Origin of the sequence: Acinetobacter halotolerans (assembly GCF_004208515.1) — a bacterium.
GTDB classification, from domain to species: domain Bacteria; phylum Pseudomonadota; class Gammaproteobacteria; order Pseudomonadales; family Moraxellaceae; genus Acinetobacter; species Acinetobacter halotolerans.
In genome coordinates, this window is sequence record NZ_SGIM01000009.1 from 94,893 (window position 1) to 108,640 (window position 13,748).

15 protein-coding genes are annotated in these 13,748 nt (G+C 39.9%); 12 read left to right on the forward strand and 3 right to left on the reverse strand.

What is annotated here, in order from left to right:
* Window positions 1-15: 15 nt before the first annotated feature.
* From EXE30_RS11495 to EXE30_RS11505, 3 genes are all read left to right on the forward strand, one after another.
* Window positions 16-858, forward strand: coding sequence for a ParA family protein (locus EXE30_RS11495; protein WP_130162501.1), 843 nt, complete (start codon window positions 16-18; stop codon window positions 856-858).
* A gap of 9 nt (window positions 859-867) precedes the next feature.
* Window positions 868-1,260, forward strand: a complete 393-nt coding sequence (locus EXE30_RS11500; RefSeq protein ID WP_130162502.1) for a hypothetical protein — start codon at window positions 868-870, stop codon at window positions 1,258-1,260.
* A gap of 208 nt (window positions 1,261-1,468) precedes the next feature.
* Window positions 1,469-2,059, forward strand: coding sequence for a LysE family transporter (locus EXE30_RS11505; RefSeq protein ID WP_130162503.1), 591 nt, complete (start codon window positions 1,469-1,471; stop codon window positions 2,057-2,059).
* Window positions 2,060-2,081: 22 nt separating this feature from the next.
* Here the strand turns inward: EXE30_RS11505 and EXE30_RS11510 are convergent, their stop codons facing one another.
* Window positions 2,082-2,717, reverse strand: coding sequence for a DedA family protein (locus EXE30_RS11510; RefSeq protein WP_130162504.1), 636 nt, complete (start codon window positions 2,715-2,717; stop codon window positions 2,082-2,084).
* Between the two features lie 232 nt (window positions 2,718-2,949).
* On the opposite strand from EXE30_RS11510, the gene EXE30_RS11515 reads away from it, so the two are divergent.
* The gene (locus EXE30_RS11515) at window positions 2,950-3,372 is read left to right on the forward strand and encodes a DoxX family protein (RefSeq protein ID WP_130162505.1); all 423 of its coding nucleotides are present in this window, start codon (window positions 2,950-2,952) and stop codon (window positions 3,370-3,372) included.
* 130 nt (window positions 3,373-3,502) lie between these two features.
* Entirely contained in the window at window positions 3,503-3,871 is a 369-nt protein-coding gene (locus tag EXE30_RS11520) for a NirD/YgiW/YdeI family stress tolerance protein (protein WP_130162506.1), read from the forward strand.
* Between the two features lie 50 nt (window positions 3,872-3,921).
* Here EXE30_RS11520 and EXE30_RS11525 read toward each other — a convergent pair whose 3' ends face one another.
* Window positions 3,922-5,148: a DUF445 family protein gene (locus EXE30_RS11525; RefSeq protein WP_171457366.1), complete on the reverse strand. Its 1,227-nt coding sequence runs from the start codon at window positions 5,146-5,148 to the stop codon at window positions 3,922-3,924.
* 459 nt (window positions 5,149-5,607) lie between these two features.
* Here EXE30_RS11525 and guaA point away from each other — a divergent pair, with 459 nt between their 5' ends.
* The 7 genes from guaA (at window position 5,608) to EXE30_RS11565 (ending at window position 13,025) form a co-directional block, all read left to right on the forward strand.
* Window positions 5,608-7,176: a glutamine-hydrolyzing GMP synthase gene (gene guaA, locus EXE30_RS11530; protein ID WP_121930372.1), complete on the forward strand. Its 1,569-nt coding sequence runs from the start codon at window positions 5,608-5,610 to the stop codon at window positions 7,174-7,176.
* A gap of 888 nt (window positions 7,177-8,064) precedes the next feature.
* Window positions 8,065-9,066: a DUF1852 domain-containing protein gene (locus EXE30_RS11540; RefSeq protein ID WP_130162509.1), complete on the forward strand. Its 1,002-nt coding sequence runs from the start codon at window positions 8,065-8,067 to the stop codon at window positions 9,064-9,066.
* A gap of 27 nt (window positions 9,067-9,093) precedes the next feature.
* The gene (locus EXE30_RS11545) at window positions 9,094-10,122 is read left to right on the forward strand and encodes a methionine synthase (protein WP_004668092.1); all 1,029 of its coding nucleotides are present in this window, start codon (window positions 9,094-9,096) and stop codon (window positions 10,120-10,122) included.
* 161 nt (window positions 10,123-10,283) lie between these two features.
* Window positions 10,284-10,775, forward strand: a complete 492-nt coding sequence (locus EXE30_RS11550) for a flavin reductase (protein WP_130162510.1) — start codon at window positions 10,284-10,286, stop codon at window positions 10,773-10,775.
* A 155-nt stretch (window positions 10,776-10,930) separates the two neighbouring features.
* Window positions 10,931-11,878, forward strand: a complete 948-nt coding sequence (locus tag EXE30_RS11555) for a pirin family protein (RefSeq protein WP_130162511.1) — start codon at window positions 10,931-10,933, stop codon at window positions 11,876-11,878.
* Entirely contained in the window at window positions 11,875-12,273 is a 399-nt protein-coding gene (locus EXE30_RS11560; RefSeq protein WP_130162512.1) for an OsmC family protein, read from the forward strand. Before EXE30_RS11555 ends, EXE30_RS11560 begins: the two co-directional genes overlap by 4 nt.
* A gap of 98 nt (window positions 12,274-12,371) precedes the next feature.
* A complete protein-coding gene (locus EXE30_RS11565) occupies window positions 12,372-13,025 on the forward strand; it encodes a glutathione S-transferase family protein (protein WP_130162513.1) in 654 nt (217 codons plus the stop codon).
* A 56-nt stretch (window positions 13,026-13,081) separates the two neighbouring features.
* On the opposite strand, the gene EXE30_RS11570 is transcribed toward EXE30_RS11565, so the two are convergent.
* Window positions 13,082-13,684: an SPOR domain-containing protein gene (locus EXE30_RS11570; RefSeq protein ID WP_130162514.1), complete on the reverse strand. Its 603-nt coding sequence runs from the start codon at window positions 13,682-13,684 to the stop codon at window positions 13,082-13,084.
* Window positions 13,685-13,748: the final 64 nt, after the last annotated feature.

Here is a 13,748-nt window from a genome sequence, read left to right on the forward strand (position 1 = left end):
GTGTAGAGGGAAATCATGTTAACTCGTGTGGTATTTAACCAAAAAGGTGGTGTGGGGAAATCAAGTATCACTGTAAATTTAGCCGCGATTAGCGCTAAACAAGGGCTTAGAACCTTGGTGATTGATCTAGATCCGCAAGCAAATTCAAGCCAATACCTTTTAGGTGAAGATGCGACATATTCTGCGGACAAAGCCGCATTAGAGCCTAATATTGAAAATTTCTTTGACGATATTTTAGCGACCACACAGCAAAAGGGCTTGATTGGCAATGCCATCGGCTCAATTCTTAAAGCACCGCGCAGCAAAGGTTTAGACAGTTACGTACATCGCACATCTTTTGAAAACTTGGATGTGATTCCTGCGAGCCCAAGTTTAGGTACGCTCGAGCATGCTTTGGAAAGTAAGCACAAAATTTATAAGTTACGTGATTCGATTCAGGTCTTGAGCTCGCGCTATGACCGTATTTATATTGATACACCACCTGCATTTAATTTCTTTACTTTATCGGCGTTGATTTCAGCACAACGTGTGTTGATTCCATTTGATTGTGATGTATTTTCAAAACGTGCGTTACAAACTTTGATTGAAAATGTGCTCGAAACCCAAGATGATCATAATGATCGCTTGGAGATTGAAGGAATCGTGGTCAATCAATTCCAGTCTCAGGCAAAATTACCGCGTGAAGTGGTTCAACAGTTAAAAGATGAAGGCCTGCCTGTGTTAGCAAGCATGCTGCCACCATCTGTATTGATGAAAGAATCACATCAAAAGAATTTACCATTGATTCATTTGGCATCTGAACATAAGTTGACCCTTGCTTATGTCACCTTGTTCAATGAGATTGAATCAAAGCAATAAGAGAACCTTATGAAACGCTTATATTGGATGCCTGTTTTGGCCGCGACGATGCTATTAGGTGCTTGTGCATCAACGGTTAAACCCGCTTATGTCTCACCGACACAGTACCAAGCTTTAAACTGCCAACAACTGCAAGCGGAATACAACCGTATTCAGCATTATATTGACAATGGTGTACAGACGCCGAAACGAACAGGTGTCGGGGTTGGCGTGGGACTTGGTGGCGGCTGGGGTGGCAAAAGCGGTTGGGGCTTTGGTCCTTCTGTTTCCGTGAATATGGGTCAGTCGATGAATACCAAAAATACAGAACTTGCGAAAGTTTTGGGTCAGCAAGATGCAATTGTGCAAGCAGCACAGTTTAAAGGCTGTCCAATTATTGTGAAACCACGACCGAAATCTTAGTTTTTAGCGATTATTGCCGTAGTTCGCTACGGCAATAAAAACTAAATATTAGCAAAATGTTTCAAGAAAAAAATATAAAAATCAAAATCTTAATTAAATTTACTCTGCTGTTTTCCTAATCTTGTCTATTGACGTGATCGCTTAAAACTTGTCTATTCCCCCTAAATTCGTTTAAGGTGGCGACCACGAACAGTCATTCGGTATATATATGATAGAGAGTTGGTTTTTTGTTTTGGCAATGTTGGCGGTGTTACTTATTCCCGGTCCAACTAATGCTATGCTTGCCAGTGCAACACACCAACAAGGTGTACCTAAAACACTCGCTTTTATCCCTATAGAATGGTTAGGCTATATATATGGTGTGAGTTTATGGGCATTGTTTATCCATCTTTTCGAACCAATTTGGCCGGCACTTGGCGTCATTCTTCATACGGGCGGTTTACTGTATGTAGTGTGGATGGCATTTCATCTCTGGAAAAGCTCTCATCTACAAAAACATTTTCAACATCATCAACATATACGCAAAACACAACTATTTGTCTCGACTTTAAAAAACCCAAAAACGGTGCTGTTAGCAGCAGGAATTTTCCCGCTTGAGACATGGAATTCGGTCCAAAATGCGGCATTGGTGTTTATGATTTTTACGCTGGTATTGATCCCTGTTTCTATTTTTTGGATGGTATTTGGACGTGCGTTATTGGCGGGGAGTTTAGCGGGTATTAAAGCCGACCATTTATATAAAGGATCGGCCATGTTGTTGCTAATCTGTATGCTTCCAATGGTATTCCGTTTCTTTTAAATCAAGAAACAAAGCATCCTGATTAAGCTTTTTGTCGATTCATTCTTTGGCGAATAAAGCCGATAATGCCTGGTAAGACACTGATAATAATGATACCGAAAATCAAATAGGTGAAATTATCTTTCACAATTGGCATGTTTCCAAAGAGATAACCTAAAGTAATAAACGATGCAATCCAGCAGAACGCACCAATCACATTATAGGTAAGGAAATATTTATAGTTCATGCTACCTGCGCCCGCGACAAAGGGTGCAAAGGTGCGTGCGAAAGGAACAAATCGAGCAAAAATAATGGTTTTTCCACCATGACGTTCAAAAAACTTCTGCGTTTTAAGTAAATGCTGTTTATTGATGAGGCGGGAGTTAGATTCGAATACACGCGGACCGATATAGTGACCAATATGATAATTAACGGTATCGCCTAATACAGCCGCAATAAACAGTAAAATACCTAATATCCATGGATCCATCACACCTGTTGAAGCGGCAAGTGCACCAGCTGCAAAAAGTAAACTATCACCTGGTAGAAATGGCATGACCACGAAGCCAGTTTCAACAAAAATAATGAGAAACAAAATGGCATATATCCATACGCCGTAATTGGTGATAAATTCTAAAAGGTGTTCGTCAACGTGCAGAATAAAATCAATGAGTTCCATGAAAATGTTAACACTATAAATTTGAGCTAAATCCTAACAGTGCATGTGTGGAATGTCAGTATAAAAAGCAAATTAATTGGTAACTTTACTTGAGTCACAGACGAGGTTATGCAAGAACAAAAAGCTTTCTTTGTTTCAAATATAGAACGATGCGTGAACAAATATAGTGTTTATCGCAAAATAAAAGATACATAAACTAGCTTCATCTTAAAAAAATTACGTGGAATAAATTATGTTAAATCCGAATGTTGTTGTAAAAAATATCGTGACGCAGCCTGGTGTAGAAAATACCGTGGCGCTGATTGCTCGTATCTTGATGGCTTATATATTTATCATTGCAGGGTGGGGTAAACTTACCGCCTATGGTGCTACGGCAGGTTATATGGAAGCTATGGGCGTCCCAGCGGCATTGTTGCCGCTGACTATTTTGGTTGAATTTGGTGGTGGTTTAGCACTGTTATTTGGTTTCCAAGCACGTTTTGCTGCTTTTGGCTTAGCGATCTTTAGTATTCTGACCGCATTTCTTTTTCATGCTGCCGATGATCAAGCACAACAAATTAACTTTATGAAAAATTTAGCAATGTCGGGTGGTTTATTTTATCTGATGCTGCATGGTGCTGGTCGTTTTAGTCTTGATCATGCCATTGAAAAATAATAATCGATGAAAAATAACCCTCACTTGAACAAGTGAGGGTTATTTTTTACCCATAAATTTTACCGATGATTACAAACTTAAGCCTGAATATCTGCTTAGATTATAAGGTGTTAAACAAAGCGAGATCAGAATGAAAAGATTGATGATAAGTTGCGGACTTTTGATTGCATTCGGATTATCTTCAAGCGCTTGGGCGGGTAAAGATGATCATGTGCTGGTACAAGAAGCCGCTAAAAATATTGTGACGGTGAGTCAAGCAGCTAAAATGGCAGATGAAACTGGCGTTACTTTAACGGGTCAAATTACCAAGCATCTCAAAAGTGATCACTATGAGTTCAAAGATGCCAGTGGTACGATTGGTGTGGAAATCGATGATGATATTTGGCGTCAAGCAGGATTAAAGGTCGGTGACCATGTACGACTCGTGGGTGAAGTGGATACGCATCGTTATAAACCAACTGATATTGAAGTGATTAGCATTGAGAAACACCACCATTAATTAAAAATAAAAAAGGAAGCAAGTGCTTCCTTTTTTTATTGGGGGGAAATTTAGAGCATAAAGAGAATTTGCATCTCACCGACCATAAAACCAAGTACCGCACCCACGATGATCAATGACCATTCATCTTCTTTAAATGCAGGGCGTAGCATACCTTCAAACTCTTCAGGACTGAGTCGTTGCATGCGTTTGACCAGCGTATTGCGGACATCCATAGCATCTTCGGCATAAGATTCTACATAACGCATCGTTTCTGGTAGCTGTTGCAAAATACGTTCAGTTACTTCTGTTTTGATATTTTGATACTTTTCACCGCCAATCGCATAAACCACGAGCGGACGAACCACGCCAGCTTGTAAGTCAATTTCTTGTTTGACATGTCGACTGACCAGATCAATGACTTTATCTGAGTGAGTACCAGAAAAAAGCTCTTCCATCATGTTGCGAGACGTGAGCAACTGTTTAGAAATTAAAGCAGCATAATCGGCTGCAACTTCATCTTGGCGCTTAATGAAAAGACCTTGCCATGTATAGCCCATAACCTTTTTAGGGTGTAGCGGTCTAAACATCATTTGTAAAGCGATCCAGTCACTGAAGAAGCCGACAAAACCACCAAATAATGGGAGCATCCATGGATATTGACCTTGGGTCACCACCCAGCACACCATCTGAATCACACCGATCCCGAAACCAAAAATAAAGCCGACATTACTAAAGAATTTGAATTCTTGTTTGCCGACTTTCTTAAAGATATTGTTGAGGAGGCGTTTGTCTTTGAGTAGATTGTTGACCACCATGTGCTTAATATCGAAGTACTTAGTGACATCTTTTTGTACTTCGCCCATGATATGTTCAACAATTTCAGGCGCTTTAGCTTGGACTCGCTTAATTAATTTTTGACGAGCAAACTCTGGCATACCTTCCCACAAGCCGGGTTGATATTGTTGAGCAACTTCACGGGTAATATCCTCTGCGGCCGCCATTAATGGTTTTTCAATTTCTTGGGCGATACGCTTTGGGTCGAGTCTGGCAAAAATTTCTTCAGGTTTAATTAGCTTTGAGGTCATCAGCTCAACGGCAGTGGTTGCCATTTTTTCAGCTTTGCGTGGAACGATACCTTGCCATCCAAGCGGCAAACCAAATAATTTAAGTCCTTTAAATTCAAGTGGCCCAAACATCATTTGAATTGCGATGACTTTGGTTATATAACCAATAAAGCCACTAATAAACGGGATGGAAATATATAACCAGAAATTCTGTTGAAAATCCGCAATCATTTCTTGAAACATTATTTTATTGGTCCTTCAAGTCCTAATTGTTGCTCGTGATAGGGCAAGCCATAGATAAATAGTTAAATATTTGAGGAAAGATGTTGATGATTCACCTATACATGTATGTATTAGGCTTTGAGTCCCCTTTTGTTAGTTTTCCTTTTTCAAGGACATCGAAATCGCAAAAAAATAAGGAAACGATGGCGTCGTTTGAATACCTTTCCATGGTAATGCAAATTTTCGCTTCACCATATTAGCACCAATTTTTGCTTTGTGTTGAGCAGAATTGGCAAGAAATGTTGATTTAGCTCTCTTTTTAGATATTGTGCAGCAAAATTTTAATTAAATATCAGGGACAGTTGATGAGTAGCGCTAAAAAATAAGATAGGTGATGAATTGCGGTGCGCCAAAGCATGAAAAATGTTAGAATAGGGCGCTTATTTCATTTGCTTTTTATGTTTAGCTATGACGACCAATACTCAAATTACTGAAGATCGTATCCTTATCTTGGATTTCGGCTCTCAATATAGCCAGCTGATTGCACGACGTGTGCGTGAAGCAGGTGTCTACTCTGAAATGTATGCCTTCGATATGTCTGAAGAAGACATTCGTGCATTCAATCCAAACGGGATTATTTTATCAGGTGGCCCTGAAAGCGTACATCAAGAAGGTAGTCCACGTGCACCTCAAGTTGTATTTGAGCTGGGTGTGCCAGTTTTGGGTATTTGCTATGGTTTGCAAACCATGTCTGAACAACTAGGCGGAAAAGTAGAAGCCGGTACAGTTCATGAATTTGGTTATGCTGAAGTTGATATTGTGGTGCGTGATCAGTTAATTGGTCATTTGCAAGATCGTGAAAACCAACTGCATGTTTGGATGAGCCATGGCGATAAAGTCGGTGCGATTCCTGAAGGTTTCCAAGTTACAGCGAGCACGCCAAGCTGTCCATTTGCCGCAGTGAGTGATGAAACACGTCGTTTCTATGGTGTGCAGTTCCATCCTGAAGTCACGCATACAGCAAAAGGTGCTGAGTTACTTTCAAACTTTGTGCATAAGATTTGTGGTTGCCGTGGTTTGTGGACACCTGAACACATCATTGATTTGCGTATCGAGCAATTACGTCAACAAATTGGTAATGAAAAAGTTCTGTTAGGTTTATCTGGTGGTGTCGATTCATCTGTTGTGGCTGCATTGTTACACAAAGCGATTGGCGATCAGTTAACTTGCGTATTTGTAGACAATGGTCTGCTTCGTTTAAACGAAGGTGATCAAGTGATGCAAATGTTCGCAGAGAACATGGGGATTCGAGTCATTCGTGCGGATGCAGAACAACGGTTCTTATCTGCTTTGGCTGGTGAAGTCGATCCTGAGAAAAAACGTAAAATCATTGGTCGTGAGTTTATTGCCGTCTTCGCTGAAGAAGCGCGTAAATTGGATGGCGTGAAATTCTTGGCGCAAGGTACGATTTACCCAGACGTCATTGAATCTGCAGCAAGCAAACAAGGTAAAGCACACGTCATCAAATCACACCACAATGTGGGTGGTTTACCTGATGATTTAGAGTTTGAATTGGTTGAGCCATTACGTGACTTGTTCAAAGATGAAGTACGTAAATTGGGAACCACAATTGGCTTGCCACACAGCATGATTTATCGTCATCCATTCCCAGGTCCAGGTTTGGGCGTGCGTATCTTGGGTGAAGTCAAAAAAGAATATGCAGATATTCTTCGTCTTGCAGATGACATTTTCATGCAAGAGCTTCGTGCAAGCGGTTGGTATGACAAAACAGCTCAAGCATTCGCGGTATTCCAACCTGTAAAATCAGTCGGTGTAGTTGGTGATGGTCGTCGTTATGCATGGGTAATTGCACTTCGTGCGGTTGAAACGGTTGACTTTATGACGGCTCGTTTTGCTCACTTGCCATACGAGTTAGTAGATAAAATCTCAACACGTATCATGAACGAAATCAAAGATGTTTCACGCGTTGTCTACGATGTGTCATCTAAACCACCAGCCACGATTGAATGGGAGTAATTCAGGGATTTCAAGAAGCGAAGCTTCTTGCCTGAATTACGCCAAGAGCTATGCTCGCGGCAGTAGGATTTCAAAATGCAACGCATTTTGCCGATTTTACGCCATGAACGAGTTTTAAAGTGAAGCTTTAAACTGAAGTGCAAGACGTTTGCTGCCGTAGAAATCGCTAAAGCTCATCAAGAAAAGCCGACTTGGAAAAGTCGGCTTTTTTAGTTTTTTATTTTTTAAAATTTAATGAGTTTTTTAATCATTTTATGTAAGGTGTAATATGTTAGTTTTAGTAAGTCTGAATATATAAGCTTTAGTATTAGCTATAATTTTTACTTTCTTGCTTTATTCTTCTTCGAATTCTGACCATTGATCTGTTCGTGAAAAACCTTCCATATAAGTACTAAAATCAATAAATGTTGTAGGAGATATATTTTTCATATCAAACCATATAGCATCGCACTCATCACAAATAAAAATATGCTGTTTATTAAATTTTAGAACTTTTTCAAGAATAACACCTTGCTCGCATCGGGGACATATCTTCATATAGTTTACCTCATTGGATACTCTAGACGATCAAGGATTGAATAGTACGTCTTAAATGAATAATTTCCCACTTTTCTTATTCTTAATAATCTGACATTACAGTAAAAAAGTTACACCTAAAAAAGATCAACCCCATCACTTTAAACATGAAACCCGTTTAATTACACCCTCGACCATAAATCTAAGCGGCTCTATATTTACATAACCTATTGTTAATAAATAATAAATCTAAGAAGATGAATTTCACTCACTTTTCTATGAAACTAAATCATTTTTATTCATGTTGTGAATCGGGTATAAATCACATCATAAAGAAATTAGATTTATCACGGAAATTAGGGTGTCAGATCAATGAGTAAAGAATTTAAATTTACGATAAAGAGTATTCGTTTCGATGAAGACTATCGCCCTTCAGACAATACTCGCATTACCACCAACTTTGCGAATTTGGCTAGAGGCGAAAGTCGTCAAGAGAATTTACGCAATACCTTAAAAATGATCGACAATCGTTTCAATACTTTGGCACATTGGGATAATCCAAATAGCGATCGCTATTCTGTCGAACTTGAAATTATTTCCGTTGAAATGAAAATTGATGCTGAAAGCAATACAAATGCATTGCCTTTGATTGAAATATTGAAAACCAATATTGTTGATAAAAAAACCAATCAGCGCATTGAAGGCATTGTCGGGAATAATTTTTCTTCTTACGTACGTGACTATGATTTTAGTGTGTTATTGCTTGATCATAATAAAAATCAGTCAGAATTTAAAACACCAGAAAACTTTGGTGATCTACATGGCAACTTATTTAAGAGCTTTATTAATTCTGATACTTACAAAGCAAACTTCAAAAAACAGCCTGTGATTTGTCTCAGTGTTTCAAGCAGTAAAGTTTATCGCCGTAGTGATAATCAACATCCAGTTTTGGGTGTTGAATACCTGCAAGATGAATACTCTTTAACTGATGAGTATTTCCAAAAAATGGGCTTAAAGGTTCGCTACTTTATGCCGCCAAATAGTGTTGCACCTTTGGCTTTCTATTTCTCAGGTGATTTATTAAGTGATTACACCATCCTTGAGTTGATCAGTACGATCAGTACGATGGAAAGCTTCCAAAAGATTTATCGTCCTGAGATTTACAATGCTAACGCTGCGGCAGGAACATCTTATCAACCGAGTTTGAAGAACCAAGATTATTCACTTACTCGCATTGTGTATGATCGAGAAGAGCGTAGCCGATTGGCGATTGAACAAGGCAAATTCGTTGAAGAGCAGTTCATCAAACCCTATCAGAATATTCTTGAGCAGTGGGCGAAGAACTACGCTGATCAAAACTGTGCTGCTGTTTAACTATTCATATTGAGAAGATGATTGACGATGAAAATATTATTACCGACTTCAACAGCTGGCAGCTTACCAAAACCATCTTGGCTTGCAGAACCAGAAAAGCTTTGGTCACCTTGGAAGTTGCAAGATGAAGAACTGATTCACGGCAAACAAGATGCGTTACGTTTGTCATTGCAAGAACAGCAGCATGCAGGCATTGACATCGTTAGTGATGGTGAACAAACCCGTCAGCATTTTGTCACCACTTTTATTGAACACCTTGACGGTGTAGATTTTGAAAAACGTGAAACCGTTCGAATCCGTGATCGTTATGATGCGAGTGTACCGTCAGTTGTAGGTGCAGTGAGTCGTCAAAAACCTGTTTTTGTTGAAGATGCCAAATTTTTACGTCAACAGACTAAGCAACCGATCAAATGGGCGTTGCCTGGTCCGATGACTATGATTGATACGCTCTATGATGGGCATTATAAAAGTCGTGAAAAACTGGCTTGGGAATTTGCCAAAATTCTTAATCAAGAAGCAAGAGAGTTAGAAGCCGCAGGTGTAGATATCATTCAGTTTGATGAACCAGCATTTAATGTGTTCTTTGATGAAGTGAATGATTGGGGTGTTGCCACCTTAGAAAGAGCACTCGAAGGTCTTAAATGTGAAACTGCCGTGCATATTTGCTATGGCTATGGCATCAAAGCCAATACCGATTGGAAAAAGACTTTAGGTTCAGAATGGCGTCAATATGAAGAAGCATTCCCTAAGCTGCAAAAATCGAAGATCGATATCGTTTCATTAGAATGCCAAAACTCACGTGTGCCTATGGATCTGATTGAATTGATTCGAGGCAAGAAAGTGATGGTGGGTGCGATCGATGTAGCAACGAATCAAGTTGAAACCCCTGAACAAGTTGCCGATACCTTACGTAAAGCGCTTCAGTTTGTTGATGCTGACAAGCTTTACCCATCGACCAACTGCGGTATGGCACCTTTAGCGCGTGAAGTCGCGAGAGGCAAACTCAATGCTTTAAGTGCTGGTGCGGAAATCATCCGTAGAGAACTTTCTGCTTAATACTCACCAAAATCGTGATGTGTAAAGGGATGAAACAGTTTGATTGGATTTTTTCATGATCAAACTGCTTCATCCCACTCCATAAAGATGAAGTGCTTGCGTGACGGAATAGCTTGGTATCACTAAATCTCAAAACTAAGGTGCAATTTAGGAACAATGTGATGATTGAAGCAACAGACTTTAGAAATGCAATGTCTTTGTTAACCAGTGCAATTAGTGTCGTTACTACGGCAGGCTTATCTGGTCGTTATGGATTTACTGCATCTGCCGTGTGTAGTGTTACAGATACGCCGCCGACATTGTTGGTCTGTATGAATCAAGCCTCTAGTTCACATGTGCATTTTGTAGAAAACAAAATTCTAACTGTGAATGTTTTAGGTGCGCATCATGAGCATGTTTCTAAAGTATTTTCGTCTAAATTGAGTCCAGAAGAGCGTTTTAAACATGGAGTTTGGACAGAATTGGAAACTGGTGCACCAGTTTTAAATGATGCTTTGGTGAGTTTTGATTGCGAGATTGATCAAATTCAACAGGTTGGAACACATACTATTTTTATTTGTCCTATTGTTTCAATTCAACAAAGTCAGCACGATCAAAGTTTAGTTTATTTCAATCGCGCTTATCATCAAGTGGGGCAGACGGAAATCGCTTAAAACAATTTTTGTATGTTCTTATTCGCTATAAAAATAGATTATCTCATTCATGACACTCTGCGTTTTACTAAAAGACTATATTGATTGATGTTTGTATTGTTAAGATCAATAAAACAACTCATTGCAATAGCATAGGTAAAAAAGAGAGCGATATCATGAGCAATAACAACGATTACGATATTTCTGATTCAAAAGACTGCGAAACTTATATCAATCAATTTATTCAAGATTTTACAATTCGTTCGGCTGAAATTGGTAAGGGCACCGTGATTAAACGAGCTTTGCCAAGTCGACAGAAACGCCTAGTGGGAGCGTGGTGTTTCCTTGATCATGCAGGGCCTGTAACGTTTCCGGCAGGTGATGGTTTAGATGTAGGACCACATCCACATATTGGTTTGCAGACCTTTACATGGATGATTGAGGGTACCATGATGCATACTGATAGCCTTGGTTCAAAACAGTTGATTCGTCCAAAGCAGGTCAATTTAATGACGGCGGGGCGCGGGATTTCGCATACTGAAGTTGCCCCTGATACTGAAACTAAAATGCATGCGGCGCAGCTCTGGATTGCATTACCAGATGATAAGCGCGAGATGGAACCGAGCTTTGAACATTATCCAGAATTACCTGTGGTCACCAAAGATCAGGTTGAATTTACCGTTCTGGTGGGTGACTTCTTAGAAACGTTATCACCTGTACAAGTGCATACCCCTTTGGTGGGTGTAGATCTCACCGCCCAAGCCGATACGAAAACACGTATTCCTCTTAATCCTGAATTTGAATATGCCTTTATGGCACTTGAGGGAACGGCTTGCGTCAATGGTCATGAGCTAAACATAGACAATATGGTGGTCTTGGAAAAAGGTTTAACCGAAATATCAGTAGAGCTGACAAAAGGTCATCGTGTGTTATTGATTGGCGGTGAACCATTTGAGTCACCTATTTTACTGTGGTGGAATTTTGTAGCACGTACCATGGATGATTTAAAACAAGCACGCCAAGATTGGATTAATCACGATGCGCGCTTTGGCGAAATTACTGACTATCAAGGCAAGCGCTTAGAAGCACCAGTATTACCTGATCAAATGAGGGCGTCGAAATGAGTGTGATTGCAAGTGCAAAAGTACAGACTTTGACCGCACCGTGGAAAGGTGAGGTGACGAGTGGTACGCATCAATTTATTACCGATAAACCTGAAGCTGCTGGCGGACATGATACTGGCCCCGCACCTTATGATTTTCTCACTGCGAGTTTGGCATCATGTACCATGATTACCTTGCGGATGTATGCCAAACATAAGGAAATAGAGTTGGGTGATTTTCAAGTTGAGGTCGATTTTCATAGTAATCGTGAACAACAGGAAAAAATAGAGCGCCGTGTAATCTTTACGCAACCTATTTCACAAGACTTAAAAGAAAAACTTCTAAACGTGTGTAGTAAAACCCCAGTGACTAAAACTTTGTTACGCAGTTTAGACATAGAGACCGTGATTCTTTAAGACTAAAGTGCTATTGTGCTTGGGCAAAACATAATTCTAAGTGTGATTGTTAGAGGGATCAAAAACAGCAATCACACAGCTAAAAAGCAGGCACAAAAATGATTACCTTACATTACCTCCAATGCTCGCGTTCATTTCGGATATTATGGGCACTAGAAGAGCTGGGTGTGGATTGCCAAGTTGAGTATTATCAAAGGTCATCCAGTTATACAGCGCCAGAAAGCCTAAAACAGATTCACCCATTGGGCAAAGCGCCAATTTTAGTGGATGATGGGCAGGTGATTGTTGAATCAGCTGTGATTTTGGATTATCTGCAACAAAAGTATGATGAGCAACAACAATTCAAACCACAGCAGGCCAGTGCTCAGATGCAATATTCCTATTGGATGCATTATGCAGAAGGCTCTTTAATGCCGTTGTTGGTCATGACTTTGGTGATGAACAGTGTCAGTAAACATGTGCCGTGGGTGATTCGCCCGATTGCTCAAAAGATTACGGATGGGGTTAAGGCAAGTTTTGTACGTCCGCGTGTCAAAGAGCATATTCTTTATCTAGAGAGTTATTTGGCAGAGCATGATTATTTTGCAGGAGATTTTTCTTTTGCTGATATTCAGATGGCATTCCCGCTTATTGCAATTCAAAACCGTTTACATGGTAAATATCCGCATATCCAAGCCTTTGTCCAACGTGTTCAGCAGCGTTCGGCATTTCAACGTGCAGAGCAAAAGAGTTTAGATTCTGAATGTGTATAAGCCATTAGAAAACAAAAAAAGGAACGGTGATCGTTCCTTTTTCGTGTTTGAGCGGTTTAGCGTTTAATGACGATGGAATCAATGCCACTATGTTGTAAAGTTTGTTGTGCAGCTAAAGCGGCTTCTTGACTATCATAAGGTCCAGAAAAAACACGATACCAAGTTTGTCCATTTTCAACAGTTTTCACGACATCAGCAGACAATCCATTCAAAATAATTTCTGCACGACGCGCATCTGCACTATCAGGATCTGGATAGCTACGCACTTGTAAAATATACGTGGTCGGTGCAGGCGGCGTTTGCTCACTTGGGGTGAGACTTGCTGAATCTTCTGTTGTTTCGACTCTAGGTGATTCAATAATCACAATATTGCCTTGTTGTTTGGTTTCGGGCACAGCTTGTTGTGGAATCGGAGTCACTTGTTGTTGTGGCAACAAGTCATAGAAACGATAATCTTTATTGGTGTTTTCTTCTTGATAGTGCTCAGAAGGCACCTGAGTTTTTGTGGGAACAGGTTGCCATGGCTGCCATAGCATCAGCATGACGATAGCACATAGAATCGCTAGAATGGCGACAAACATGCCTAGCCATTTCGGAATAAGCGGTTTTTTTGGCTTATTTGGTCGTTCAGATACACCACGTTGCGTTTTTCCAAACACCTGAAATTCCTCTTGATTCTATTATGTTATTTCTAGCTTGAATCTTCTGGGAAACAAAGCATTA

Coding starts and splice junctions, on each gene's coding strand:
- EXE30_RS11495 (WP_130162501.1), top strand. CDS start 16: ATGTTAACTCGTGTGGTATTTAACCAAAAAGGTGGTGTGGGGAAATCA.
- EXE30_RS11500 (WP_130162502.1), top strand. CDS start 868: ATGAAACGCTTATATTGGATGCCTGTTTTGGCCGCGACGATGCTATTA.
- EXE30_RS11505 (WP_130162503.1), top strand. CDS start 1,469: ATGATAGAGAGTTGGTTTTTTGTTTTGGCAATGTTGGCGGTGTTACTT.
- EXE30_RS11510 (WP_130162504.1), bottom strand. CDS start 2,717: ATGGAACTCATTGATTTTATTCTGCACGTTGACGAACACCTTTTAGAA.
- EXE30_RS11515 (WP_130162505.1), top strand. CDS start 2,950: ATGTTAAATCCGAATGTTGTTGTAAAAAATATCGTGACGCAGCCTGGT.
- EXE30_RS11520 (WP_130162506.1), top strand. CDS start 3,503: ATGAAAAGATTGATGATAAGTTGCGGACTTTTGATTGCATTCGGATTA.
- EXE30_RS11525 (WP_171457366.1), bottom strand. CDS start 5,148: ATGATTGCGGATTTTCAACAGAATTTCTGGTTATATATTTCCATCCCG.
- guaA (WP_121930372.1), top strand. CDS start 5,608: ATGACGACCAATACTCAAATTACTGAAGATCGTATCCTTATCTTGGAT.
- EXE30_RS11540 (WP_130162509.1), top strand. CDS start 8,065: ATGAGTAAAGAATTTAAATTTACGATAAAGAGTATTCGTTTCGATGAA.
- EXE30_RS11545 (WP_004668092.1), top strand. CDS start 9,094: ATGAAAATATTATTACCGACTTCAACAGCTGGCAGCTTACCAAAACCA.
- EXE30_RS11550 (WP_130162510.1), top strand. CDS start 10,284: ATGATTGAAGCAACAGACTTTAGAAATGCAATGTCTTTGTTAACCAGT.
- EXE30_RS11555 (WP_130162511.1), top strand. CDS start 10,931: ATGAGCAATAACAACGATTACGATATTTCTGATTCAAAAGACTGCGAA.
- EXE30_RS11560 (WP_130162512.1), top strand. CDS start 11,875: ATGAGTGTGATTGCAAGTGCAAAAGTACAGACTTTGACCGCACCGTGG.
- EXE30_RS11565 (WP_130162513.1), top strand. CDS start 12,372: ATGATTACCTTACATTACCTCCAATGCTCGCGTTCATTTCGGATATTA.